This window comes from Patulibacter medicamentivorans, from assembly GCF_000240225.1.
Lineage (GTDB): Bacteria > Actinomycetota > Thermoleophilia > Solirubrobacterales > Solirubrobacteraceae > Patulibacter > Patulibacter medicamentivorans.
In genome coordinates, this window is sequence record NZ_AGUD01000195.1 from 1 (window position 1) to 25,271 (window position 25,271).

At 74.7% G+C, this 25,271-nt stretch carries 22 protein-coding genes; 9 read left to right on the plus strand and 13 right to left on the minus strand.

Annotated elements, in window-relative coordinates:
- Window positions 1-304 precede the first annotated feature (304 nt).
- From PAI11_RS24290 to PAI11_RS11740, 3 genes are read left to right on the plus strand one after another with little or no spacing between them, the layout of a single operon-like run.
- Window positions 305-3,841, plus strand: coding sequence for a hydantoinase B/oxoprolinase family protein (locus PAI11_RS24290; RefSeq protein WP_007574831.1), 3,537 nt, complete (start codon window positions 305-307; stop codon window positions 3,839-3,841).
- 46 nt (window positions 3,842-3,887) lie between these two features.
- Window positions 3,888-4,667, plus strand: a complete 780-nt coding sequence (locus PAI11_RS11735) for a DUF1802 family protein (RefSeq protein ID WP_244406537.1) — start codon at window positions 3,888-3,890, stop codon at window positions 4,665-4,667.
- On the plus strand, window positions 4,664-5,626 hold the full coding sequence (locus PAI11_RS11740; RefSeq protein ID WP_007574833.1) for a DUF1152 domain-containing protein: 963 nt from the start codon (window positions 4,664-4,666) through the stop codon (window positions 5,624-5,626). Before PAI11_RS11735 ends, PAI11_RS11740 begins: the two co-directional genes overlap by 4 nt.
- A gap of 57 nt (window positions 5,627-5,683) precedes the next feature.
- Here PAI11_RS11740 and PAI11_RS11745 read toward each other — a convergent pair whose 3' ends face one another.
- Window positions 5,684-6,238 carry a TetR/AcrR family transcriptional regulator gene (locus tag PAI11_RS11745; RefSeq protein ID WP_040599979.1) on the minus strand — a complete coding sequence of 185 codons (555 nt, stop codon included), beginning with the start codon at window positions 6,236-6,238 and terminating at the stop codon, window positions 5,684-5,686.
- Between the two features lie 269 nt (window positions 6,239-6,507).
- On the opposite strand from PAI11_RS11745, the gene PAI11_RS24295 reads away from it, so the two are divergent.
- The gene (locus PAI11_RS24295; RefSeq protein WP_086000343.1) at window positions 6,508-9,546 is read left to right on the plus strand and encodes a penicillin acylase family protein; all 3,039 of its coding nucleotides are present in this window, start codon (window positions 6,508-6,510) and stop codon (window positions 9,544-9,546) included.
- A gap of 10 nt (window positions 9,547-9,556) precedes the next feature.
- Here the strand turns inward: PAI11_RS24295 and PAI11_RS11755 are convergent, their stop codons facing one another.
- From PAI11_RS11755 to PAI11_RS11765, 3 genes are read right to left on the minus strand one after another with little or no spacing between them, the layout of a single operon-like run.
- The gene (locus PAI11_RS11755; protein ID WP_007574836.1) at window positions 9,557-9,961 is read right to left on the minus strand and encodes a M67 family metallopeptidase; all 405 of its coding nucleotides are present in this window, start codon (window positions 9,959-9,961) and stop codon (window positions 9,557-9,559) included.
- A 25-nt stretch (window positions 9,962-9,986) separates the two neighbouring features.
- Window positions 9,987-10,226, minus strand: a complete 240-nt coding sequence (tatA, locus tag PAI11_RS11760) for a twin-arginine translocase TatA/TatE family subunit (RefSeq protein ID WP_050897219.1) — start codon at window positions 10,224-10,226, stop codon at window positions 9,987-9,989.
- A 4-nt stretch (window positions 10,227-10,230) separates the two neighbouring features.
- On the minus strand, window positions 10,231-11,205 hold the full coding sequence (locus PAI11_RS11765; RefSeq protein ID WP_007574839.1) for a PLP-dependent cysteine synthase family protein: 975 nt from the start codon (window positions 11,203-11,205) through the stop codon (window positions 10,231-10,233).
- Window positions 11,206-11,363: 158 nt separating this feature from the next.
- On the opposite strand from PAI11_RS11765, the gene PAI11_RS11770 reads away from it, so the two are divergent.
- From PAI11_RS11770 to PAI11_RS11780, 3 genes are read left to right on the plus strand one after another with little or no spacing between them, the layout of a single operon-like run.
- A complete protein-coding gene (locus tag PAI11_RS11770) occupies window positions 11,364-11,708 on the plus strand; it encodes a YciI family protein (protein ID WP_007574841.1) in 345 nt (114 codons plus the stop codon).
- Entirely contained in the window at window positions 11,705-12,895 is a 1,191-nt protein-coding gene (locus PAI11_RS11775; protein WP_040599981.1) for an RNA polymerase sigma factor, read from the plus strand. Before PAI11_RS11770 ends, PAI11_RS11775 begins: the two co-directional genes overlap by 4 nt.
- Window positions 12,896-12,950: 55 nt before the next feature.
- Window positions 12,951-13,331, plus strand: a complete 381-nt coding sequence (locus PAI11_RS11780) for a hypothetical protein (protein ID WP_007574845.1) — start codon at window positions 12,951-12,953, stop codon at window positions 13,329-13,331.
- A gap of 159 nt (window positions 13,332-13,490) precedes the next feature.
- On the opposite strand, the gene PAI11_RS11785 is transcribed toward PAI11_RS11780, so the two are convergent.
- The 4 genes from PAI11_RS11785 to moeB form a co-directional block, all read right to left on the minus strand.
- Window positions 13,491-15,617: a RecQ family ATP-dependent DNA helicase gene (locus PAI11_RS11785; protein ID WP_007574847.1), complete on the minus strand. Its 2,127-nt coding sequence runs from the start codon at window positions 15,615-15,617 to the stop codon at window positions 13,491-13,493.
- A 70-nt stretch (window positions 15,618-15,687) separates the two neighbouring features.
- The gene (locus PAI11_RS11790; protein ID WP_007574849.1) at window positions 15,688-17,133 is read right to left on the minus strand and encodes an ABC1 kinase family protein; all 1,446 of its coding nucleotides are present in this window, start codon (window positions 17,131-17,133) and stop codon (window positions 15,688-15,690) included.
- Between the two features lie 143 nt (window positions 17,134-17,276).
- On the minus strand, window positions 17,277-17,561 hold the full coding sequence (locus PAI11_RS11795; RefSeq protein ID WP_007574850.1) for a MoaD/ThiS family protein: 285 nt from the start codon (window positions 17,559-17,561) through the stop codon (window positions 17,277-17,279).
- Between the two features lie 201 nt (window positions 17,562-17,762).
- Window positions 17,763-18,950 (minus strand): molybdopterin-synthase adenylyltransferase MoeB, encoded by a 1,188-nt coding sequence (gene moeB, locus PAI11_RS11800; RefSeq protein ID WP_007574852.1) that lies wholly within the window; start codon window positions 18,948-18,950, stop codon window positions 17,763-17,765.
- Window positions 18,951-19,113: 163 nt separating this feature from the next.
- On the opposite strand from moeB, the gene PAI11_RS11805 reads away from it, so the two are divergent.
- Entirely contained in the window at window positions 19,114-19,755 is a 642-nt protein-coding gene (locus PAI11_RS11805; protein WP_040599983.1) for an SCO family protein, read from the plus strand.
- A 16-nt stretch (window positions 19,756-19,771) separates the two neighbouring features.
- Here PAI11_RS11805 and PAI11_RS11810 read toward each other — a convergent pair whose 3' ends face one another.
- From PAI11_RS11810 to PAI11_RS11820, 3 genes are all read right to left on the minus strand, one after another.
- Window positions 19,772-20,023: a hypothetical protein gene (locus tag PAI11_RS11810; RefSeq protein WP_007574857.1), complete on the minus strand. Its 252-nt coding sequence runs from the start codon at window positions 20,021-20,023 to the stop codon at window positions 19,772-19,774.
- A gap of 184 nt (window positions 20,024-20,207) precedes the next feature.
- A complete protein-coding gene (locus tag PAI11_RS11815) occupies window positions 20,208-20,390 on the minus strand; it encodes a hypothetical protein (RefSeq protein ID WP_007574860.1) in 183 nt (60 codons plus the stop codon).
- Window positions 20,387-21,829: a hypothetical protein gene (locus PAI11_RS11820; RefSeq protein WP_007574862.1), complete on the minus strand. Its 1,443-nt coding sequence runs from the start codon at window positions 21,827-21,829 to the stop codon at window positions 20,387-20,389. The genes PAI11_RS11815 and PAI11_RS11820 overlap by 4 nt, the downstream gene beginning before the upstream one ends.
- 95 nt (window positions 21,830-21,924) lie before the next feature.
- Here PAI11_RS11820 and PAI11_RS24300 point away from each other — a divergent pair, with 95 nt between their 5' ends.
- On the plus strand, window positions 21,925-22,749 hold the full coding sequence (locus tag PAI11_RS24300) for a redoxin domain-containing protein (protein WP_007574863.1): 825 nt from the start codon (window positions 21,925-21,927) through the stop codon (window positions 22,747-22,749).
- On the opposite strand, the gene PAI11_RS11830 is transcribed toward PAI11_RS24300, so the two are convergent.
- Both PAI11_RS11830 and PAI11_RS11835 read right to left on the minus strand, forming a co-directional pair.
- Window positions 22,713-23,954 (minus strand): metallophosphoesterase family protein, encoded by a 1,242-nt coding sequence (locus tag PAI11_RS11830; protein WP_007574865.1) that lies wholly within the window; start codon window positions 23,952-23,954, stop codon window positions 22,713-22,715. The genes PAI11_RS24300 and PAI11_RS11830 overlap by 37 nt on opposite strands.
- A gap of 13 nt (window positions 23,955-23,967) precedes the next feature.
- Window positions 23,968-24,942 (minus strand): 4-hydroxy-3-methylbut-2-enyl diphosphate reductase, encoded by a 975-nt coding sequence (locus PAI11_RS11835; protein ID WP_007574867.1) that lies wholly within the window; start codon window positions 24,940-24,942, stop codon window positions 23,968-23,970.
- Window positions 24,943-25,271: the final 329 nt, after the last annotated feature.

Below are 25,271 nucleotides of genomic sequence, written 5' to 3' on the forward strand. Positions count from 1 at the left end.
CCAGCGTCTTCCACGCCGTCGCGGTGCTCGTGCCCGCGTTGGCGTCCGACCCGCTCACCGCATCGACGTAGTACGTCGTATTGGCCGCGAACGCCGGCGTCGCGCCGAGCAACGTCGCGGCGCCGATGAACCCGACCACGGCGCCGATCGCCGTCGTCCTCCGAATCCTGCCCATGATCTCTCTCCTGAGTAGTGCGACTGGCCGGACGATAGCCGTAATCTTTTCTGGGATCTAGTACAGCTGCTCGGGGCCGCCGTCCGTGCGCGCCCGGCCTCGCGGGAACGCTCGCTACGCTCGCCGGCGATGCCCTCCGCCGGCCCGGTCCCCGACGCGCTCCTCGGCGTCGACGTCGGCGGGACGTTCACCGACGCCGTCCTGGTCCGCGGCGACCGGGTCCACACGGCCAAGGCGCCGACGACCCCCGACGACCAGTCGCGCGGGGTGCTGGAGGCGATCGACGGCGTCCTCGCGGCGGCCGGCGCGACCGCCGACGACGTCCGCTCCCTCGCCCACGGGATGACCGTGGCGACCAACGCGCTGCTCGAGGGCCGTCTGGCGCGGACGACGCTCTGCGCGACCGCCGGCTTCGTCGACCTCGTCGAGCTCGGCCGCCAGGACCGGCCGCACCTCTACGACCTGGCGCAGGCCCGGCCCGTGCCGTTGAGCCCGCCCGAGCGGCGGATCGCGGTCGCCGAGCGCTGCGGGCCCGACGGGGTCGAGCAGGCCCTGACCGAGGACGAGATCGAGCGCGTGGTCGAGGCCGTCGCGGCGACCGAGCCCGAGGCGGTCGCCGTGGTGCTGCTGCACGCCGACCGCCACCCGGACCACGAGCGGCGCCTCGGGGCGGCGCTGCGGGAGCGGCTGGGAGCGGACGTCCACGTCGCCCTCTCGCACGTCGCCGTCGGCACCTTCCGCGAGTACGAGCGGGCGGCCACGACCGAGGTCGACGCCGCGGTCTCGCCGCTGGTCGGCCGCTACCTGCGGCGGCTGGCCGACCGCTGCGCAGACGCCGGGCTGCCCGCCCCCCAGGTGCTGCAGTCCTCCGGCGGCGTCTGCGAGCTGGAGGAGGCGGCCGAGCGCGGCGCGACGACGGTGCTCTCCGGGCCGGCCGGCGGCGCCGCCGCGGCCGCGATCGTGTCGCGCGCGACCGGCGAGCCGGACCTGCTCTGCTTCGACATGGGCGGGACCTCGTGCGACGTGCTCGTCGTCCGCGACGGCCGCGTCCAGGAGCAGGGCGGCGGCGCGATCGCCGGCCGGCCGATCGCGCTGCCGACGATCGACATCCACACCGTCGGCGCCGGCGGCGGCTCGATCGCCTGGGCCGACAGCGGCGGCGCCCTGCGGGTCGGGCCGCGGTCGTCGGGGGCGCGCCCGGGCCCCGCGGCCTACGGCCACGGCGGCCTCGAGCCGACGGTCACCGACGCCCACGTCGTGCTCGGGACGCTCGACCCGACGCAGCCGCTGTCGGGCGGGGTCCAGCTCGACGTCGAGGCGGCGCGCGCGGCGGTGGCGCGGCTGGCGGGGGCGCTCGGGCTCGATCTCCTCGCCTGCGCCGAGGGGATCCTGCGGGTCGCCGACGCCGAGATGCTGCGGGCGCTGCGGGTGATGACCGTCGAGCGCGGCGTCGACCCGCGGGGCTTCGCGCTGCTGGCCTACGGCGGCGCCGGCGGGCTCCACGGCGCCGGCCTGGCGGCGCGGCTGGGGATCCGGCACGTGATCGTCCCCCACGCCGGCGGCGTGCTCTCGGCGCTCGGCCTGGCCGCGGCCGAGCGGCGCAGCGACCGCGCGCGGACGGTGCTGCTACGCGGGGACGCGATCACCGCCGAGGCCCTGCGGCCGCGCGACGGCGGCGACGGCGACGGCGACGGCGCGACCAGCCTGGCCTACGACGTCCGCTACGCCGGCCAGGCCTTCGAGCTGACGATCCGCGACTGCCCGCCGGACCCCGGCGCGCTGCGACGCGCCTTCGACGACGCCCACCGGGCCCGCTACGGGTTCGCGGACCCGGACGCCGAGCTCGAGCTGGTGACGATCCGGGAGGCGACCCACGGCGGCGCGCCGGCCGTCGGCCTGGGCGGCAGCGGCGACGAGGCCGCCGCCGTCGGGCCCGCCGTCCTGCGGCTGCCGGGGGCGACGGTCGTGGTGCCGGCGGGCTGGCGCGCGGCGTCCGACGCCGACGGGACGCTGCACCTGCGCGCGCTGGACGCCATCCCGGCACCGGCCCCCTGGGAGGCCGCGGCCTCCGCCGGGAGCGGCGCGGACGAGGAGCTCGACGCGATCGACCTCCAGGTCCTGGTCGGCGCGCTGCGGGCGGCCTGCGACGAGATGGGCGCGGTCCTGGTCCGCAGCGCCCACTCGGCGAACATCACCGAGCGCCGCGACTGCTCGACCGCGCTGTTCGACGCCGGCGGCCGGATGATCGCCCAGGCCGAGCACATCCCGGTCCACCTGGGCGCGATGCCGGCCTCGGTCGCCGCCGTCCGCGACCAGGGCGGGCGGGACCTCGTCCCCGGCGTCTCGTGGATCCTCAACGACCCCTTCGCCGGCGGATCGCACCTGCCGGACATCACGGTCGTGACCCCGGTCTTCGTCAATCGAGCCGGCGACGACGCAGAGCCGGTCGCGGGGCGCGACGGCGCCGACGACGGGTCGCCGATCCTGGTCGGCTTCGCCGCCGCCCGCGCCCACCACGCCGACGTCGGCGGGCGGACGCCCGGGTCGATGCCGGCCGACTCGGTCTCGCTCGACGAGGAGGGCGTCCTGATCGAGCCCCAGCCGCTGACCCCCGAGCTGATCGACGAGCTGGCCGCCCGGATGCGCCACCCCGAGCAGCGGCGCGCCGACCTGCGCGCCCAGCAGGCGGCCTGCGAGGCCGGAGCCCGGCGGCTGACCGCGCTCGCGAGCGACCGAACCCCGGCCGTGCTCGCGGCCCAGGTCGGCGCCGTCCTCGACTACGGCGAGCGGCGGATGGCGGCGGCGATCGCGGCCCTGCCGAGCGGCGAGCACCGGGCCGACGACGTGCTCGAGGGCCGCGACGGGCCGATCGCGCTGTCGGCGGTCGTGACCGTCGCCGGCGGGACCGTCACCGTCGACCTGCGGGACGCGCCGCAGCAGGGCCGCCACAACCTCAACTGCCCGCGGGCGGTCGCCGAGTCGGCGTGCCTATTCGCCGTCCGCGCCGCGGTCGGCGACGCCGAGCTGCCGACCGACGACGGCACCCGTCGGCGGGTCGTGGTCCGTACCCGGCCGGGCTCGCTGCTCGACGCGACCCCCTGGCCGGACGGCTCGCGCCCGGCCGTCGTGGCCGGCAACGTCGAGACGTCGTCGCGGGTCGCCGACCTGGTGCTCGCCGCGCTCGGCCGCGCCCTCGGGCAGGGGACGATGAACAACGTCACGCTCGGCGACGAGCGACGGACGATGTACGAGACGATCGGCGGCGGCCAGGGCGCGCTCCCGGGCGCCGACGGGCCGAGCGCCGTCCACGTCGCGATGTCGAACACCCGCAACACGCCGGTCGAGGCGCTGGAGACGAGCTTCCCGGTGCGGGTGGTCCGCTACGAGGTCCGCCGTGGCAGCGGCGGCGCCGGCGCCCACCGCGGCGGCGACGGCGTGGTCCGCGAGCTGCGGGCGCTGGCGGACCTGGACTTCCAGCTCCTCACCGAGCGGCGGAGCACGGCGCCGCGGGGCGCCGACGGCGGCGACGACGGGCTCCCCGGCCGCAACCTGCTCGACGGCAGGACGCTGCCGGCGAAGGTCGGCGGGCGGTTGCGGGCCGGCCAGGCGCTGCGGATCGAGACCCCGGGCGGCGGTGGCCACGGGGCTCCGCCGGCGCGCGGCTGACGGGCGCCGATCCGGGCAGCCTGATCACCCGCGGGTGCACCGGAGCGTGCGCTACCGCACGCAACGCGCCGAACCTCTTGGATTTTGCACCGTTCTCTGCAACTATGCGTTCTCCGTCCTGTCGCGATCTCCGCATGTGTGCGGCTGCGCGCAGGATCGTTCATCGCCAACATCCCCGGTTCCCGCCATGCCGATTGCCTTCAAGGAATGGGCGGTTACGGTCCGAGCCCTCGCCGAGGGTGAGCAGCTGCTCACGCTTCGGAAGGGTGGCATCCGTGAAGAGCACAAGCACTTCCGGATGGACCACGATCGCTTCTTCCTCTACCCCACCTTCGATCATCAGCGCAACGACGTCATTCGTGACTCGCACCAGCCTGAGCTGCGCCGCGCGCTCGAGGAGGGCGTCTGGCCGGACGGCGATCCGCCCCCGTCTGCGCTGACGCAGGACGGCGGCATCCCGCAGCCGGAGCGCGTCCGCATCCGGGCGTGGGCCGAGGCCGTCGCGCACTACACGGTCACGGACGCCCGCGTCGTCGAGGCGCTGTCCCCGTACTACGTGTGGACGCCCGACTACGCCGAGAAGCGGCTGCGGTGGAAGCACCGTCATCCGCTGCACGTCGTGCTGCTGCGCGCCTACCGGATCCCGCGTCCGGTGACCGTGCGCGTCCGCGACGACTTCGGTGGATGCCGCTCGTGGCTGGAGATCCAGCGCGATCTGCCGTTCGAGGGCACCCCGGTGCTCTCCGACGACGAGTTCACCCGGGCGACGGCTCAGATCGAGTCGATCCTCGAGGCCGCGGCCGACCGCGTCCCCGTCCTGGCGTGACCGACCCCTCTGGCGGCGCGAGCGATCGCGCCGCCACGACGGTCCTCCCCGGTGCGCAGCGGCTGCTGTGCATCGGCATCGGTGGTGGCGGCGACGTCGTCGGCGCGCTCGCCGCGGCGCAGCTGCTCGGCCGCGAGACGGTCCTCGGCGGCCTGACCTGGGAGCGGCTGCCGGTCGACCCGGTCCCCGGCCCGCGCCGGATCGACGAGCTGGTCGACGCCGCCCCGCTCTCGGCCACCGCCGCGCTGGTGACGGCCGACACCCGCACCGCCACCGGCGTGCGCTTCGCCGAATCGCGGATCGCCGAGCATCTCGACGCGGTCACGGTCCTCGTCGACCCCACCCCCGGTCCGGCGGCCGTTGCCGACGGGCTCGCCGGCGCCGCCGAGCGACTCGGCTGCGACGCGATCCTGATGGTCGACGTCGGCGGCGACATGCTCGCCCACGGCCACGAGGAGACGCTCGGCAGCCCGCTCGCCGACGCCGTCCTGCTAGCCGCCGGCGCGCTGCTGGCCCGACGCGGGATCGCGGTCGCCGCGGCCGTGGTCGGCGCCGGCTGCGACGGCGAGCTGACGCCGGACGAGGTCGCCGCGCGAATCGCGGAGGCCGGCGAGCACGGTGGCGTGATCGCCGACGAGCCGCTCTCCCCCGCCGGCCTCGACCAGCTCGAGGCGGCCGTCGCCGTGGTCCCGACCGAGGCGAGCGCGCTTGCCGTTCGCTGCGCCCGCGGCGAGCGCGGGCCGGTCCCGATCCGCGGCGGACGCCGGACCGTGCACTGCACCGAGCTGGGCGGGCGCGTGGTCTTCCTCGACATCGAGGCCTGCCTGGCCGGGCCGGCGCGGCTCGCCACGCTGGTGCTCGACGCGACCGACCTCGACGACGCCGACCGGCGACTGGCCGCCCGCGGGATCGTCTCGGAGCTGGCCTGGGAGCGGCGGCAGGTGGCCGCCGCCGACTGATCGGCCACCCCGGCGCCGGCAGTCTCGCCGGCCGCCGACCGCGCCGATCGCCGGCGCTCAGGACACCGCCAGCTCCGGCCGCTCGCCGATCATCCGCGAGATCTCGGCCGCGGTCCGCTCCAGCGGCTCCAGCGAGCGCTGGGCCCGGCAGAGGATCACGGCCCCCTCGACGGCCGAGACCACCAGCGCCGCGACCGACGCGGCGCGCTCGGGCTCGATCCCGCGAGCGACCAGATCGGCCGCGCACAGCTCCTGGAAGCGGGCGAACGCCACCCCGGCGGCGTCGCGCGCGCCCGGCGTGTCGTGCCCGGCGACCGCCGCGGCCGCGATCGGGCAGCCGGCCTCGAAGTCCGAGCTGGTCAGCGTCGTCCGCCAGAAGGCGACGAACGCGTCGATCGCCGCGGCCGGCCCCGCGGCGGTCAGCTGCCGCTCGAAGAGGCCCGCCATCAGCTCGCCGGCGCGCTCGGTCGCCTCGCGGGCCAGCTGCGCCTTGCCCTCGGGGAAGTGGTGGTAGATCGAGCCCCGCGGCGCGCCGCTGTGGGCGAGCACGTCGGAGAAGGCGGTGCCGTCGATCCCCCGCTCGCGGAAGAGCAGGACCGCGGAGTCGATCATCTTCTGACGGGCGTCTGAGCGCATACGGGCTGGAGCGGGTCGCGGGTCGGGTATGACGTCCAACATACCGAGGATCGCGGCGGGCCCGCCGCGGGCGGCCAACTGGTGCGGGGCCGGAACGGTCCGCGACCGGCGTCCGCTTGCGCGCGGGCGGCGGCTCCGGATAGGTTCGGGGTGGTTACACCGCCGTCACCACCCGATCGCCGTGACCGGGTCGGCGCGGCGCGGAGATCGCGCCGCGGGGAGTGGCGCGGGAGAGGGGGAGTGCGATGCCAACAGTGCTCGGACCAGCGGCGCCCGCCGCTGCGGCCGGATCCAGGTCGCTGCCGCACGGCATCCGCCGCCGGCGGCTGGCTGCCGCGATCGCGCTGCTGCTGCCGCTGCTCGTCGCCACGGCCCCGGCCGCCGCCGCGCCCGAGCCCCTGCCCTACGGCGGCGGCGACGCGGGCGGCGGCGAGACCTACGACATCCTCCCGCCGGGCACCAACGGCACGACCCCGCTGGTCCCGCTGCTGGGGATGCAGCTGGCCGGCGTCGGACGCCCCGCCCACAACGACGACCAGTTCCGCCCCTACCAGGACCTGATCCGCGCCACGCCCGGGTTGCGCCGCGACCAGATCGGGACCTACTTCGCCGACTCGACGTTCGGCATTCCGAGCGGCTCCGTCGAACGGCAGTACAGCCCGCGGCCGGACGTGACGATCCTGCGCGACAAGCAGTACGCGATCCCCCGCGTCTACGGGGCCGATCGCGACGGCGTGATGTTCGGCGCCGGCTGGGTCGGGGCCGAGGACCGGCTGTTCATGATGGACGTGCTGCGCCACGTCGGCCGGGGCGAGCTGAGCTCGTTCGCCGGCGGCGCCCCCGGCAACCGCAGCTTCGAGGTCGACCAGTGGGCCAACGCTCCCTACACCGAGGCCGACCTGCAGCGCCAGGTCGAGCAGTTCGACGACCTCTACGGCGCCGAGGGCGCCCGCATCCAGCGCGACCTGCACGAGTACATCGCCGGGGTCAACGCCTACATCGGCGAGGCTCGGGGCGGCCAGCAGACGATGCCGGGCGAGTACGCCGCGATCGGCCGGCCCGCCGGCCCCGAGCCCTTCCGCGAGAGCGACGTGGTCGCGATCGCGTCGCTCGTCGGCGGGATCTTCGGCAAGGGCGGCGGCAACGAGATCGGCGCCGTGCGGCTGCTGCAGTCGTTCCAGCAGCGGTTCGGCAGCGCCGAGGGCCGGCGGCTGTGGGGGCAGCTCGCGGCTTACGACGATCCCGACGCCCCAACCACCGTCAAGCCCGGGCCGGACGCGATCCGTCGCTCCCAGTGCGCGGCGCGGCTGGACGCGGTCGCGTCGGGGGCCCTCTCGCCCCGCCGGGCCCGGATCGCCGCGGCGCGGGCCGCGAAGCGCCGGCGATCGGCCTGCACCGCCGCCAACGACCAGCGCCCGTCGGCGACCTGGTTCCCCTACCAGCGGCCGGTTCGCGCCGCCGGCGGCGATCGGGCGGTGCTGCCCGACCCCGGCTCGCTGCGGACCCAGGCGATCGTGACCGCCGGCCCGGACCGATCGGCGCAGGAGCACTCCGCGACCAGCCGCGGCGCCGGCCTGCGCGACGCGACCGAGCCGTCGCGAGCGCTGCGCGGCGGCCCGGGGCTCCGCGAGGGCCTGATCCCGACGCTGGGGCCGTCGATGTCCAACGCCCTGCTGGTCTCCGGCCGTCACACCGACGACGGCCGGCCGCTCGCGGTCTTCGGGCCGCAGGTCAGCTACTTCGCCCCGCAGATCCTGATGCAGAGCGAGCTGCAGGGCGGCGGCATCTCCGCCCGCGGGGCCTCGTTCCCGGGGATCAACATGTACGTCGAGCTGGGCCGCGGGACCGACTACGCGTGGTCGGCGACCTCGGCCGGCCAGGACATCATCGACAGCTTCGCCCTGCCGCTCTGCGAGCCCGGCGGCGGCGCGCCGACCACGGCCTCGATGTCGTACCGCTACCAGGGTCGCTGCCGCCCGATCGAGGTCCTGCGGCGCACCAACAGCTGGACCCCGTCGCTCGGCGACGCCACGCCCGCGGGCACCCAGACGATGGAGGCCCAGCGGACGGCGCTCGGGATCGTCCGCGCCCGCGGCACCGTCGCCGGCAAGCCCTACGCGTTCACCGTCCTGCGCTCGACCTACATGCACGAGGTCGACTCGGCCGTCGGCTTCGCCCGCTTCAACCAGCCGGCGCTGATCCGCGACGTCCGCTCGTTCGTCGACGCCGCGAGCCACATCGGCTACACGTTCAACTGGTTCTACGCCGACGACCGGGACATCGGCTACTACAACTCGGGCTGGAACCCGAAGCGCCAGCCGGGCACGACCGGGCAGCTGCCGATGGCGGCCGACGACGCCTGGCAGGGCTACGACCCGGCGACCCTGCTCTCGCAGCGCGAGCCGCAGGCGAACCACCCGCAGGTGATCGACCAGGACTACATCACGTCGTGGAACAACCGCCAGGCGCAGGGCTTCGCCGGCGGCGACAACAACCTCTTCTCGAGCGTCTTCCGGTCGCAGCTGCTGGACCGCCAGCTGGACCTGCGACTGGCGTCCGGCGACCGGCGGATCGCCCTGCCCGAGGCGGTCGACGCGATGTCGGTCGCCTCGACCACCGACCTCCGCGGCCAGGAGGACCTGCCGTTGGCGCTCGACCTGCTCGGCGACGTGTCGGGCGAGGACGCCACCGTCCGCGGAGCCGTCGCGGCGCTGCGGTCGTGGCAGCACGACGGCTGGCACCGGATCGACCGCGACGACGACGGCCGCTACGAGCACGCCGACGCGATCCGGATCATGGATGCCTGGTGGCCGCGATGGGTCGCGGCGCAGTTCGGACCGACGCTCGGGACCGCGCTGCTGGACGACCTCCGCGACTTCCACGAGATCGACAACGCCCCCAACAACCACGGCGCCCACCAGGGCTCCGCGTACCAGAACGGCTGGTACGGCTACGTCGCCAAGGACCTCCGCCAGACGCTCGGTCGCCGGGTCCGCCAGCCCTACGCCCGGACCTTCTGCGGTGGCGGCGACCGCGGCGCCTGCCGGCGGGCGCTGATCGACTCCCTGCGCGCCGCGGCCCGGCTCACGACGGCCCAGGTCTATCCGCGCGACGCGGTCTGCGCGAAGAAGGAGAACGCCGCGCTCGATCCGCAGTGGTGCTTCGACGCGATCCTGTTCCGCCCGCTCGGCGGCGCGACCCAGCCGCTGATGGACTGGCAGAACCGGCCGACCTACCAGCAGGTGGTCCAGTTCCGCGCCCATCGGACGCGGCCGGGCGGCTGAGGCGACGCGGTCAGGCGGCGACGGTGACCGCGACCTCGGTCACCGTGGGCCCGTCGATCAGCCAGCTCTGGACGAGCGGCGCGTCGCCCTTGGTGCCGACGATCAGCCACTCGACGCCGGGCCAGAGGGCGGCGAAGTTGATGTCGGTCTGCGACGGCACCGGTGCCGAGCGCGTGTGGGAGTGGTAGATCGCCCCCAGCTCGGCGCCGGCGTCCTCGATCTCGTCGATCAGCCGCGCCAGCACCAGGCCGTCGATCTCGAAGCCGAGCGGCTTCGGTCCCTGGAGGACGTTCTCGAGCTCGTGGACGGCGATCGCCTCGCCGTCGCGCACGGCGATCACGCCGCAGCACTCGTCGGGCGCGTCGCGCAGCGCGTGCTCGACGACCTGGTCGAGCAGGGCGGGGTCGATCCGCATTCCGGGTCGGGAGACCGTGCGGGCGCTAGGCGTCGCGGTCGCGGTCGCCGGTGGCGGCCGTCACGCGCGGCGGCGCGGAGGTCGCCGTGTCGGCGGCGCGGCGGGGCGCGTCGTCGTCGAACGGGTCGGCTGCGGAGATGCTGTCCTTGAACTCGCGCATGCCCTTGCCGAGCGACTTGCCCACCTCGGGCAGCCGCTTCGGGCCGAGGACCAGCAGCGCCACCACCAGGATGATCAGCAGCTCGGGAAATCCGATCGGGCCCATCACGTCACCACCAGACGGTCGAATCCAGGTTCTCGATCTCTTCGATCGGCTTCGTGTAGATGCCGGACGAGAGGTACTTCCAGCCGTCGTCGCAGACGATGAAGACGACGTTGCCCTCGTCCATCTCGTTGGCGATCCTGACGGCGACACGGGCGATCGCCCCGGAGCTGACGCCGGCGAAGAGGCCCTCTTCGTCAAGCAGCTTGCGGGTCCAGACGATCGCGTCCTCGTTCGTGACGAAGATCTTCCGATCGAGCAGGGAGAGGTCGATGATCGGCGGGATGAAGCCGTCGTCCAGCGACCGAAGGCCCTGGACCGGCTCACCCTGCATCGGCTCGGCGGCGACGATCTTGACCCGATCGCCGAGCTCCTCCTTGAAGCGGCGGCCGTTGCCCATCAGCGTGCCGCCGGTGCCGAGCCCGGCCACGAAGGCGTCGATCTCGCCGTCGAGCTCCTCGAGGATCTCGAGCGCGGTGCCGTTGTAGTGGGCCAGCGGGTTGGCCGGGTTGCCGTACTGGTACGGCATCACGTACTGGGCGTCCTCGCGGGCCATCTTCTCGGCCAGCGCGACGGCGCCGTTGGAGCCCTGGTCCCCCGGGGAGTAGACGATCTCGGCGCCGTACATCCGCAGCAGGTCGCTGCGCTCCCTGGTGACGTTGTCGGGCATCACGACCTTGAGCCGGTAGCCCTTGCGGCGGCAGATCATCGCCAGCGCGATCCCGGTGTTGCCCGAGGTCGGCTCGAGGATGATCGAGTCGGGCCCGATCGTCCCGCGCTCCTCGGCGTCCTCGATCAGCGCCTTGGCGACCCGGTCCTTGACCGACCCGGTCGGATTGGCGGACTCGAGCTTCGCCCAGATCCGGACGCCCGGCTTCGGCGACAGTCGCTTCAGCTCGATCAGCGGCGTGTTGCCGATCGACTGCACGATGTCGCCGTAGCGGCCGGCGCAGGGGCGGTTCTCCAGGGGCGGAAGAGCCATGCTTCAGGAAGTGTAGCCATGGGCGGGCACTGGGGATCGGATTCGCCCGCCCACCCGACCGGTGTTGGCGCGACCGCACCCTTCGCGCGGGGCTGTCCCCTGCTCCGGTCGCCGTTCGTCCTGCTGGTGAACGACACTCCCGAACCGGAGGAACCACCATGAAGTACGCCGTGCTGATCTATTCCGACGAGACCACCGCCGCGGCCCGCCCCGACGCCGAGCGGATCGCGATCACGGGCGAGTACATGGCCCTGGCGCAGGCTCCCGAGGCGGTCGCCGGCGAGCAGCTGCAACCGCCGACGACCGCGACCACGGTGCGGGTGGCGGACGGGACGGTGCTGCACACCGACGGTCCGTTCTCGACCACCAAGGAGCACTTCGCCGGCTTCTACCTGCTCGACGTCGAGGATCTCGACGCGGCGCTCGCGTTCGCGGCCAAGGTGCCGGCGGCCCGGCTCGGCGGCGCGGTCGAGGTCCGCCCGCTGGTGGAGCGCCCCTCCTGATCGAGCGGATCTTCCGCGACGAGTGGGGTCGCGTCGTCGCGACCCTGGTCGGCATCCTCGGCGACTTCGAGCTCGCCGAGGACGCCGCCCAGGAGGCGTTCGCGATCGCCGCCGAGCGCTGGCCGCGCGACGGCGTCCCCGACGCCCCCCGCGCGTGGCTGGTGGCGACCGCCCGCAACCGGGCGATCGACCGCCTGCGGCGTGCGCGGACGCTGCGGGACAAGACCGAGCTGCTGGCTCGCGAGACCCCGCTCGCCGCAGCGCCCGACGACGAGGGAGGGTGGGTGCTCGACGACGACGCCAGCGTCCCCGACGAGCGGCTGGAGCTGCTGTTCACCTGCTGCCACCCCGCGCTGGCGAGCGAGGCGCAGGTCGCGCTGACCCTGCGGACGCTGACCGGCCTGACGACCGAGCAGATCGCCCGTGCGTTCCTCGTCCCACCGGAGACGATGAAGCGGCGGCTGACCCGGGCCAAGAGCAAGATCCGGGCGGCCGGGATCCCGTTCCGCGTCCCCGCGGCGGAGCAGCTGAGCGAGCGGTTGGCGGTCGTCCTGGCCGTGATCTACCTGGTCTTCAACGAGGGCTACGGCGGCCACGACACGCTCGCGACCGAGGCGGTGCGGCTGGGCGAGGTGCTGGCCGAGCTGCTGCCGGACGAGCCGGAGACGGGCGGCCTGCTGGCGCTGATGCTGCTCCACCACGCGCGCCGCGAAGCCCGCTTCGCCGACGGCGAGCTGGTGCTGCTGGCCGACCAGGATCGGACCGCCTGGGACGACGAGACGATCGCTCGCGGTCGCGGGGTGCTGGAGGCGGCGATCGAGCGGGGCGGGCGCGGGACCTACGTGCTGCAGGCGGCGATCGCCTCGCTCGAGATCGCCGAGCATCCCGACTGGCCCCAGATCGCGACCCTCTACGGCGAGCTGGAGCGGCGGACCGGATCACCGGTCGTGGCGCTCAACCGCGCTGCGGCGGTCGCCGAGAGCGACGGCCCGGCGGCCGCGCTGGCGCTGGTCGACGGGCTGCGCGGCGAGCTGGACGGCTACCTCTACCTGCACGCGACGCGCGGAGAGCTGCTGCGGCGGCTGGGGCGCGAGGCCGACGCCGCGGCGGCGTTCGGGCGCGCGCTCGAGCTGGCCGAGCGCGAGCCGGAGCGACGCTTCCTGCGGCGGCGGCTGGCTGGCGGCTGAGCCCGCGGACTACGCTTGCCCGCGTGAGCCGCCGCAGCCGCCCGAACGGGCCCCGATGAACGTCCTGATCCAGGTCGGGCTCTGTCTGCTGGCCGTCGGCGCGTTGCTCGGCTGGGCGGTCGTGCTGCGCCTCGAGCGTCCCGAGCTGCTGACGCGGATCGGCGTCCGGAGCCCACGCCGGCTGCTGCAGATGCACCTCGACTACGTCGTGATGGGCGTGATCCTGATCGCCGTCGGCGTGGCGCTGCCCGACCTGGCGGGCTGGATCCGCGCGCTGCTGATCGCGGCCACGATCGTCAACCCGATCCTGTTCCTGCCGCTGGCCTTCCGCGAGCAGTGGTCGAAGGCCCTCCCCTACCGCGTCGTCACGGTGCTCTCGTTCACCGCGATGAGCGTCGGCACCGTCGCCGCGGCGGTGACGGGCCTGGGTGCTTGAGGCGCCGACAGGTCAGCGCGCGAGCGGCGGCGCCGCCGGGGCGGTGACGTCGATGGCCACCCGGCGGTGGGGAGCCGCCAGGGCGGCGCGGAGGCGGCCAGCAGTGCCTCGGCGTCCAGCTCGTAGGCGACGGCCGCCTTCGACAGCCGCTGCTCGTCGTTACGACGTGCTGAGCACCAGTGGGAAGACGGCCGACGCCCCGCGCCGGCGCAGCTGGCCGCCGACCATCGCCAGCGTCCAGCCGCTCTGCCGGAGGTCGTCGACCAGCAGGCAGCGCCCGGCGGGCACGTCGCCCGCGATCGCGAACGCCCCGCGGACGTTGGCCGCCTGCTGCGCCGCGCCGCGCTGATCGGCCTGCGAGGGACGCTCCTCGCGGCGGACCACCACCGGATGCCAGGGCAGCTCGAGCGCGGCCGCCAGCCGAGCGCCGAGGTCGAGCACGGGGTCGGTCGCGTCGACGCCGCCGATCCGCTGCTTCGGCACCGCGGCGACCCAGTCGACCGGCACCTTCCAGCCGCGGACCAGCTCGGCCAGGGCCGCGACCACCTCGTCGCCCAGGCGGCCGCCCTGGAGCTCGTGGCGGGCCTGCGCGTCCCAGCCGGCGTCGCCGCGCCGCGCCAGCGCCCGTCCCGCCTCGATCCGGGCCTCGTCGGGGATCCTGCGCATCGCGCCGGTCTCCGCGTTCGGGGCCATCCGCTTGGGCTCGAACTCGACCGGCCGCGAGCGCAGGTGCTGCTGCGCCTCGCGCACCAGCGCCTGGTCCGGCGCGTCAGCGTGCCGCGGTGCCGTGCAGACCGCGCAGCGGCCGCAGTCCCGGGGGTCCGGGTCGTCGAGCTGCTCCTGCAGGGTCCGCATCAGGCAACGGCCGTCGGTGCCGAAGGCCGCCATCGCCCGCTGCTCGGCGCGACGCATCTCGGTCACCCGGGCGTAGCGCGCGCCGTCGTAGACCCAGGGGCTGTCGGGGACGGTGCTCCAGCGACCCGATGCGCGCCGGACCGCACCCTCGACATCGAGGACCTTGAGCATCGCCTCGAGCCGGGTCAGGCCGAGGTTGACGTGGGCCTGGATCTCGCGGGTGGTCATCCCCGCGTCCCCCGCGCCGTCGAGCACGCCGCGGACCTCGGCCACCCGCTCGGCCGACGGGAACGCCTGGGTGATGAAGAAGTCCTGGATCCGCTGGTCCTCGCGGCCCCGCAGCAGCACCACCTCGGCATGGTCGACGCCGCGGCCGGCGCGGCCGACCTGCTGGTAGTACGCGACGACCGATCCCGGCGCCTGGTAGTGGACGATGAAGCCGAGGTCGGGCTTGTCGTAGCCCATCCCCAGCGCGCTGGTCGCCACGACCGCCTTGACCTCGTCGCGCTGCAGGCGGTCCTCCAGCCGGATCCGCTGCTCGCTGTCCTGCTGTCCGGTGTAGGCCTCGGCCGCGATCCCGTGGTCGGCGAGGAACCCCGCCACCTGCTCGGCGTCGGCGACCGTCAGCGTGTAGACGATCCCCGAGCCCTGCAGGCGCGGCCCGCCGTCGCCGTCGCGCAGGTGCTCGACGAGCCACGCCAGCCGCTCGGCCGGATGCGGCAGCTCGACCGCCTCGAGCCGCAGGCTGGTGCGGGCCAGCGATCCGCGATAGGTGCGCAGCGCGGGCGCGGCGCCGTCCTGGCCGCGGCGGCCGAGCTGCTCGACGACGTCGGCCACCACCCGGTCGTTGGCCGTCGCGGTCGTGCCGAGCACGGCGGCGCCCTCCGGCAGGCCGGCGAGCACGTCGCCGATCCGCCGGTAGTCGGGCCGGAAGTCGTGGCCCCAGTCCGACACGCAGTGCGCCTCGTCGATCACGAGCAGACCGGTGCGCGCCGCGACCAGCGGCAGCATCCGCTCGCGGAAGCGATCGGCGTTCAGCCGCTCGGGGCCGATCAGCAGCAGGTCGACCTGGTCGGCCTCGATCAGCGATTCGATCGCGGACCACTCCGCCTGGTTGGTCGAGTTGATCGTGTGCGCCCGCAGCCCCATCGCCTCGGCCGCCGCGAGCTGGTTGCGCATCAGCGCCAGCAGCGGCGAGACGATCAACGTCGGCCCGGCCCCGCGAGCGCGGAGCAGGGCGGTCGCCACGAAGTAGACGGCGCTCTTCCCCCACCCCGTGCGCTGCACGCAGAGGACCCGGCCGCGATCCTCGACCAGGTCGCGGATCGCGTCGAACTGGTGCTCGCGGAACGTCGCCTCCGGCGCGCCGGTGAGGGCCCGCAGACGGCCGAGGGCCTCGTCGAGGAGTGGGGTCTCGGTGCTCGTTGCCATCACCGTCCATGGTGGCGGACCACCTGCGCCCCGTGGGTGACCGACTGTGCCGATCCTGTGCCGAACCGGTCTACGAACGCGGGGCGCCGCCCGCCCGGTGGGCCAGGTAGGCGGCTTCCTGCTCGCCCAGCGCCGTCGCGGGCGCCGCGCCGTGCAGGTACTCGGCGGCGATCGCGCCCCAGTCGGCGCCGGCCCGCAGCTGCCCGAGGACGATCGCCACCACCGCGTGCATCCGCCGCACGAGCACCGCGTGGGGCGGGACCGTGAAGCGCCGCATCTGCCCGCGGATCGCGTCGCGCGCCTCGCCCGGCCCGGCCCCCTCGCGGCGGGCGGCGCGGACGTCCTCGGCGCTGAAGCGGTGCTCGCCGGGCGCGGCGTACCAGCGGGTGACGGCCCGCAGCATCGCCAGCAGCAGCTCGCGATCGTCCTGGTCGGCACCCGCGCGCCGCAGGTAGCCAGCGGCGATCAGGGCCGCATGCAGGTCGTCGGCGTCGCGGGCCCCGACCGCTCGGGCGATCGCCCGCTCGCCGTCGAGGTCGACCACGTCGACCGACCGCAGGAGCCCGAAGTCGAGGAAGCAGACCCGACCGTCGGGCCGCAGCAGGTAGTTGCCGGGATGGGGGTCGCCGAGCGCGATCCGGTCGCGGTAGAGCAGGCCGAAGAAGAACCGCAGCACGATCTCGCCATAGCGGTCGCGGGTGGCCTCGTCGGCCCGCCGGACCTCCTCGAACCGCGCCCCCTCGACGTACTCGGAGACGAGCACCCGGCGGCTGGAGAGGTCGCTGTGGACCCGCGGCACGTGGATGAACGGATGGTCGCGGACCAGCCGCTCGATCCGGCGCTGGTTCTGGGCCTCCAGCTCGTAGTCCAGCTCCTCGCCGATCCGCTCGCGCAGCTCGCCGAAGAGCGCGCCGACGTCGAGGCCGGGCGCCATCCGCCGAACCAGCGGCGTCAGCATCGTGGCGTTGCGCAGGTCGGTCTCGACCGCCTCGGCGACGCCGGGGTACTGGACCTTGACGACCACGTCGTCGCCGTCGAGCGTTCGCGCGCGATGGACCTGGCCGATCGAGGCGGCGGCGAACGCCTCGTGGTCGAATTCGGCGAACGAGCGCGCCAGCGGGCCGCCCAGCTCGCGGGAGATCAGCCGCTCGAGCTTCGCGAACGGGACCGGCGGGACGTCGTCGCGGAGCGCGGCCAGCTTCCGCTGCAGCTCGTCCTGCTGGTCGTCGGGCAGGCCGTCCAGCTCGACCATCGAGAGGATCTGGCCGATCTTCATCGCCGCGCCGCGCATCTGGCCCAGCTGGCGGACCAGCTCGTCGGCGAGCGCCATCGTCCGCTCGCCGCTGGCCTGCGCCGCGCGCTCCGGCGAGCGCACGCGGTTGGCCGCGCGGGTCCCGGCCCACCGCAGCCCCTGGCCGGCGACCAGCCCGCCGACCCTGGCGGTGCGGGCGATCCGCCCGGTCGGCAGCTCCCCCGCCTGGCGCTGCGCCGGATCGTCGGGCGGGGTCGAGGTCATCGACCCAGGCTAGCGAGCGGGAGCCGGCGCCCGATCCCCTCGCGGGTGGATGCGACGTGCTCGGAGACCGAGGAGGTCGCCGCCGGGAAGCGAGAGCCGCGCTCGGCACCGGCGAGCGCGCCGGGCGGCGAGATCCGAAGCGTCTACGGACGCGGCGCGCCACCCGCCATCGCCGGGAGGATCACCAGGGTGTCGGCCTCGCCGACGCCGGTGTCGAGGCCCTCGAGCACCCGCACGTCCTCGTCGTTGAGGTAGACGTTGACGAAGCGGTTGAGGTCGCCGTCGGCCCCGAAGAGCTGGGACTGCAGCTCGCCGTGGGCGCCGACGAGGCTGTCGAGCACCTCGCGGACGGTGCTGCCGTCAGCGGACACGGTGCGCTCGCCGCCGACGGCGGGACGCAGGACCGGGGGAATGCGGATCGTGGCCATGGAAGATCAATCGTAGAGGGGTCGGTCAGCTACAGGGTGGTCGGCCGAGGATCGACCGCGCGGCGGGCGTAGGGCGAACGCACTGGCAAGGACGCAGGACCGGCCGGCGGCGGGCTGAGGCCGAGCCTCAGCCCACCGCCCCGGACGCCGCCAGGCCTTCAGGAGGCCCGAGGACGCCGCCAGCGCGACCGAGACCGAGCCTCAGCCCGCGGCAGCGCAGAAGGCCTCGTAATCGGGGAAGACGCCCATCTCGTCGTCGGAGATGGTCGCGGGGTCGCGCGAGCAGACCGGGCACTCGGGATCGCGGCGGACCTTGACCTCGCGCATCTCGGCGGCGAGGGCGTCGTACATCAGCAGCCGGCCGCGGAGCGAGTCGCCCTTGCCGATGATCAGCTTGATGACCTCGGTCGCCTGCAGCAGGCCGGCGGTCCCGGGCAGCACCCCGAGGACGCCGTTGGCGCCGCAGGACGGGGCGAGCTCGGCCGGCGGCGGCGTCGGGAACAGGCAGCGGTAGCACGGCCCGTCGTTGGCGGTGTCGAAGACCGACAGCTGGGCCTCGAAGCCGAGGATCGCGGCGCTGACGACGGGCTTGCCGAGCCGCACCGCCGCGTCGTTGATCAGGTAACGGGTCGGGAAGTTGTCGGTCCCGTCGACGATCACGTCGTAGTCGCGGAAGAGGTCCAGGACGGTCGAGGACTCGAGCCGCTGCTGGTGCTGGACGACGTTGACCTCGGGGTTGAGGTCGTTGATCCGCTTGGCCGCCGACTCGACCTTCGGCACGCCGATCGTCGAGGTGCCGTGGACGACCTGGCGCTGGAGGTTCGAGAGGTCGACGACGTCGTCGTCGACGATCCCGATCGTGCCGACGCCGGCCGCGGCCAGGTAGAGCGCGTTCGGCGAGCCGAGCGCGCCGGCGCCGATCAGCAGCACCTTGGCGTCGATCAGCTTGATCTGCCCGTCGAGGCCGACCTCGTCGATCAGGATGTGGCGGCTGTAGCGCTCGCGCTGCTCGGGGGTCAGCGTCCGCGGGACGTCGACCTCGTAGCCGCGGTCCTTCCAGAGCGTGTAGCCGCCGGTCATCGACTCGACGCGGTCGTAGCCGAGGTCCTCCTTCAGCGTCCGCGCGGCGAGCGCCGAGCGGTTGCCGGAGGCGCAGTAGAGGACGACGCGCTTGGCGCGATCGCCGACGGCGCCATCGATCCGCGACTCGAGGAACCCACGCGGCACGTGGACGGCGCCCGGCAGCTTGCCGGCGCTGACCTCGTCGCTCTCGCGGACGTCGATGATGGCGACATCCGGGTCCCAGAGGACCTCGTGCACCTGGGTCGGGTCGACCTCGTCGACCTGGCCCTTGACCTGGCGGACGAACTCCGCGCCGGAGGGGGTCATGCGAACTCCTGAACGTCCATCGGAATAGATACTTTACAAAGTGTAGCGGCTCGCGGGAGCGCTCTCCGGAGGGCCTCCACAGCGCGCGCGCCGGCGCTCTCCCACCCCTCAGGGTACGCGCTCGCCGCGCCCGCGAACGACGACCTCTACCCTCGGACGGGCCGTGAACCCGCGCGTGTTGCTCTCCCTGATGGTGACCCTCGTCGTGACGCTGGCCGTCGCCGCGATCCTGGCGCTCGCCCGCCCGGACGCCGAGCAGGGCACCGCCGCCGGCGTCGTCAGCGCCAGCACGCCCTACGCGGGAGCGACCACGCCGCCCGCCCCCGCCCCGGAGTTCCGGCTCCGCGACCAGCGCGGCCGCGAGACGACGATCGCCCAGTTCCGCGGCCGCCCGCTGCTGGTGACCTTCCTCTACAGCCACTGCCAGGACACCTGCCCGATCCTCGCGCGCCAGATCGCCGGCGCCCTCGACCAGGTCGGCGGCCGGCCGCTGCCGGTGATCATCATCAGCGTCGATCCGGGCGGCGACACGGCCGAGTCCTCGCAGCGGTTCCTGAACCGGATGCGACTCGGCGGGCGGGCCCGGTTCCTGCTCGGCGACCGCGCCCGGCTGGCGCCGATCTGGAAGGCCTACGGCGTCCAGCCCCAGGGCAGCGGGTTCGACCACTCGGCCAAGGTCTTCCTGCTCGACGGGCGTGGCCGCCAGCGCGTGTCGTTCCCGGTCGACCAGCTGACCGACGACGCGCTGGCCCACGACATCGGCGTCCTGCAGGCGCAGGACGACGGCCGAGCGGCGTCGCGCTGAGCGCGGCGCCCGCCGATCAGACGCCGAGGCCGGCCGACATCGCGGCGACCGCGGCGTCCTCGCGGTCGCGCGCGGCGACGTAGACGGCCCACGACTCGCGGGTCGCGACCCGGGTCCAGCGCAGCCAGGCGTCGAGCGCGTCGTCCCGCGCCGACTCCCAGGCCGCGCGCAGGACGTCGTCCTCGTCGTGGCGACGGACGACGATCTCGTGCGTGTCCGGCACCGAGTCGAGCAACTCGTGGAGCTGGTGGCTGTCGCAGGTGGGCATCGGGCCTCCGGATCGAGGTGATCGCGTCGCTACCCGGGAGAACCCCGAACCCCGGCGTGGGTTGCGCATCGTGTGAGCAACCACACCGGATGTCCGCGAACTGCCTCGTCGCGGCGAGACTAACGCGCGCGTCGGCGGCGACTCGGAGCGCTGGACGCCAGGACGATCGGGCGGCCCGGCGGCGCTAGCGCGAGGTGTCGCCGACGGGCTCGTCGAGGGCCTCGTCGAAGCCGTCCTCGATGCCCTCGAGCGCGTCCTCGTCGGGCATCCGCTTGCCCGCGACCCAGAGGCCGCCGGCGACGATCAGGACCGGGGCCAGGTACAGCACGATGTGGTACCAGTGGCCGACGTGGGCGAGCGGCGTCACGACAGCAACCATAGACCGAGCGACGTGAAGGCGACCATCACGGCCAGCATCCAGTACTGCGAGCGGGCCGCCGAGCGCGGGCCGCGGAAGGTCCGCAGCGCCAGGTCGTGGGCCGCCACCAGCCCCGCGACGTGGCCGGCGACCAGCGCCGCGACCTGGACGTACCAGGTGCCGTTGACGCCCAGCGCGCCGTAGTCGATCCCCCAACCGGCCGTCCCGAACCAGTTCGAGCCGTCGCCGAGCGGGTCCGACAGCAGGTAGCCCAGCGCCTGTCCCTGGACGACCAGCAGCGAGCAGTAGTGCGCGACCGCGTAGCCGATCGCGATCGGCGCCAGCGTCGGGGCGAAGCGGACGATCAGCGTCCGCGAGTCGAGCCGCTTGGGGTCGACGCTGCGGATGCCCGCGATCCCCAGCCGCACGAAGCCCGAGATCAGCGCCACGCAGAGCAGCAGGCCGACGGTCGAGGCGGCGGTCGCCGCGTGGTCCGCGCTCAGCCCGAGGTCGCCGAAGAGGTCCTCCAGCCGCGGCCCGAGCGCGCCGTCCTTCGACCACAGCTCGCCGCCGGAGAGGCCGTCGAAGGTCGTGGTCCCGATCAGGGTCAGGACGACGGCCGCCAGGCCGGGCGCCGGCTCGACCTCGGCCAGGCCGGTGCCGGGCCAGCGCAGGCGCAGGCTGCCGTCCTGCCAGCGAAGCGGCGAGAGCGCGCCGGCCAGCCGGAAGTACTGGGCGAAGCCGTCGGCCCGGTCGAGGAAGCGGATCCCGTAGAGGCTGGTGCCGATCAGCATCGCCGCGCCGTAGAGCAGCGCCAGCACGCCCAGCAGCGTCGGGTCGTCCTTGTCGCCGGCGGCGAGCTCCAGCCAGGCGAACGCCAGCAGCACGGCCGCGGCCGGCCAGCGCCCGACCCGCTCGGGGTAGGCCAGCGGCTTCGGCAGCCCGTCGGGGCCGGTCGCGCGGCGGCCGAGCCAGCCGGCCAGCTCGGCGATCGTCCGCCAGGGGCTGATCGCCCGCCAGAGGTCGCCGACGAGCAGCGAGAGGACGGGGACGCCGACCCAGAAGGCGACGTAGACGGCGGTCGGCGCGAGGTTCGCCTGCGGGTTGCTCGAGCCGGCCAGGCCGGCCCAGACGGTCAGGCCGTAGAAGCCCAGCCCGAGCGCGCCGAGCAGCGCGCGGCCGCCGACGCGAACCGCCGACGGGACCGCCAGCGTCCGGCCGCGGGCCAGCTCGGCCAGCTTCGGGCGCGGCCAGAGCACGGTCAGGCCGACGAACGAGACGACCAGCACGATCGCCGCCGCCCAGGCGAACAGCCACTCCGGGATCGGCAGCTGCCGGCCGCCGGAGAGGCCGTGCGCCGACGCCGACGCGGGCAACGTCAGGCAGGCGCCCGCGACGACCAGCGCCGCCGCCGCGTGCCGCGGCCGGATCGATCGGCGGCGAAGCATCGGCGCGGATGGTAGGCGACCCTCCTTCTCCGGCGACGCCCGGCCGGGGCGCCGGAGACGGCCCACCGCCGGGCCGCTGGTAGCGTGGCCGCCCGATGCGCGTCACCCCGCAGAAGATCCCCGCCCCCGCGTTCCCGCGCCCCGCGCAGTGGATCAACGTCGCGATGCTGCGCCTGGACCAGCAGCGCGGACGCCCGGTGCTGATCGAGTTCTGGGACTTCTGCCGCCCGGCCTCGGTCCGCAGCCTGGCCCACCTGCGGGCGTGGCACGAGCGCTACGCCGACGACGGCCTGCGGGTCGTCGGAGTCCACACCCCCGCCTTCGCCTGCTCGACCGGCTACGCCGCGGTCGAGGCCGCGTGCGAGCGGCTGGACGTGCGCTTCCCGGTCCTGGTCGACGACGACGCCCGCTACATGCGCGAGGTCGAGGCGCCCGGCTGGCCGGCCCGCTACCTGTTCGACGGCCAGAGCTGGCTGGTCGACTACCACCACGGCGAGGGCGGCTTCCGCGACGCCGAGACGGCGATCCTCGAGCTGCTCGGCCGCGACGACGAGCCGCTGGCGCCGCTGCGCCCGGTCGACGACGACGACGCCGTCCTGGTCGTCCCGACCCCCGAGCAGCCCGGTCCGTACTCCGGCCCCTACACCGCGGGCGAGGTCTGGGCCGTGATCGAGCCGCCGGCCGACGGTCCCGGCGCCGTCCGCCTCAACGGGGAGGCGGTCGCGATCGAGCATCCGGGCGCCCACCTGCTGATCGATCACGGCAGCTCCGCGAGCGGCGAGCTGGACCTCGTCGCCGAGCCCGGGACGATCATCCACGGCGTCAGCTTCGCGCCGGGCCTTGCCCCCGAGGGGGCTTCCGCCGCAGCCGACGAGCCGCCGGCTCAGTCGTCCAACGGCACCGGTCCGACCGGCGCCTGATCGGCGGGCGGCAGCAGGCCGTCGTCCTCGTCGGGGCGCATGGCGGTCGGCCGTCGCTGCCCCTCCCAGGGATCCTCGAGGTCGTCGAGCAGGCCGAGCACCCGCGGCCGGCCGTCCTCGTCGACGCGGATCGCGCGGCCCGGCCAGTACGGCGAGTCGCGGCCCTCGCCGCTGAGCAGCTCGCCGGCGTGGACCCAGCAGCCGGAGTTCCAGAGCTGGCCGCCGCCCTCGAGCCGCCACTCCCACGGCGCGTCGCCCGGGAGCGGGCCGGCGCGGTGCAGGTGGCCGACGATCGCGTGATCGGGGCGAACGCCGAGGGCGTCCAGCATCCGCGCCATCCCGCGGGTCCCCGCGATCCTCAGCGTCTCGGGCGTGATCCGGTGCTCCAGGTCCCCCAGCCCGGCCCGCCGCAGCATGCGGACCGCGGCCGGCACCCCGATCCGGGTCGCCCGTCCGCGCCAGCCGCGGCCGTCGCGCAGGTGCCCCCAGACCCCCGCCGAGGTCCGCTGCGAGGCGCTGACGGCGCGGCTGCGCGCGTACTCGGCCATCCCGTCCATCCAGCCGTAGGCCGGCTGCAGCAGCCGCTCGAAGTCCTCGGGCGCGGCCAGCTCGTCGAGGGTCGTGCGCTGGGCGCGTGCGACGACGCCGGCGACCAGCCGTTCGATCGTCGGGATCCGCCAGAGCGCGTCCTGGTAGTGGCCGTGGGCGACGTAGACCCCGCCGCCGCCGTCGGCCCGCGGCGCCACCAGCCAGACGCCGGGGTAGGAGACCCGGACGCGTGGCCCGCCCGTCCCGCCCGCCCCGAGCGCGTCGGCCACCGCCGTCGCGATCTCGGAGACCGCGGCGGGGTCGGCGTCGTCGGCGACGCCGAGCGCGCCGCCCGCCAGCCGCCGCCGCTCGATCCACGGCCGCACCATCCGGTGGTCGTGGTTGCCGGCCAGCAGCACGACCTCGGCGTCGGGGCCGAGCCGGGCGCCGATCGCCGTCAGCAGGTCGCGGGCACGCTCCAGCACCACCGCCGCCGGTGCGTGGCGCAGCTCCAGCAGATCTCCCGCCAGCACCAGCCGGCCGATGCCGTCGAGCGCCGCCAGCAGCCGCTCGCGGGCGGCCCCGGGCGCCCGCACGACGTCGATCCCCGACGCGGTGCCCAGGTGCAGGTCCGAGACGACGAGCGCCGGCAGCACGTCGTCGTCGGGGCCGGCCACCGGTCGCGCGCGGCTAGGCGCCGATGGCCTCGCGCGAGCGCTGCTCGACGCGGATCGCCTTCGGCAGCATGAACCGCACGTCCTCGCGGATCACCTCGAGCTCGCGGACGTCCTGCGTGCCGCGCGAGCGGAACAGCGCGACCAGCTCCTCGACCAGCTCGTCGGGGGCGCTGGCGCCGGAGGTGATGCCGACGGTGCGCCGACCCTCGAGCCACTCCTCCTGGACCTCGCCGGCGTTGTCGATCAGGTGGCTGTCGGTGCCCAGCTCGCGGGTCACGTCGACCAGCCGCAGCGAGTTCGAGGAATTCCGGGAGCCGATCACCAGCACCAGGTCGCACTGCTCGGCGAGCTGCTTGACCGCCATCTGGCGGTTGGTGGTGGCGTAGCAGATGTCGTCCTTGCGGGGACCCGTGATGTGCGGGAACCGCTCGCGCAGGCGATCGATGATCTCGCGCGTCTCGTCGACCGAGAGCGTCGTCTGCGAGATGTAGGCCAGCCGCTCGGTCTGGGGGTCGATCTCCAGCCGGTCGACGTCCTCGACCGTCTCGACCAGCGTGATGTGGTCGGGGGCCTCGCCCATCGTGCCCTCGACCTCCTCGTGGCCGGCGTGGCCGATGAGGATCATGTGGAAGCCGTCCTCGGCGAACTTGACCGCCTCGCGGTGGACCTTGGTCACCAGCGGACAGGTCGCGTCGATCGTCCGCAGGCCGCGCTGCTCGGCGTCGGCGTGGACGGCCGGGCTGACGCCGTGGGCGCTGAAGATCGTGATCGCGCCCTCGGGGATCTCGCCCGTCAGCTCGTCGACGAAGATCGCGCCCCGGGCCTTGAGCGTCTCGACCACGTGCTTGTTGTGGACGATCTCCTTGCGGACGTAGACCGGGGGGCCGTACAGCTCGAGCGCCCGCTCGACGGTCTGGACCGCGCGGTCGACGCCCGCGCAGTAGCCGCGCGGCTTCGCGAGCAGGACGGTGTCCGGTGTCGAGAGCACACACCCATGGTACGGACTCTCGGCCCGCGACTCCACGTCATATCCGATTCATGCAATCGGATATGGATCCTGGGCGCCCGGATCGCCCTCCGACCGCGCGATCACGATCTTCGGACGCTGATCGTGTGACGTCGGGCGGGGCGGCGCGTAGTGTCGGCGATGCCGATGTCCCACCCGCTCCCCCTCGCCCTGGTCGCCGGTGCCGCGCTGCTGGCCGGCGGCGTCGCGATCGCCGCTCCCGACGGCCCCGCGTCACCGGCCCCCGCGCTGCCCGGCGAGGGTCCGGCGACCCCGCGGGTCGCCCCGCCGCCGACCGCGAGCCCGCGGGT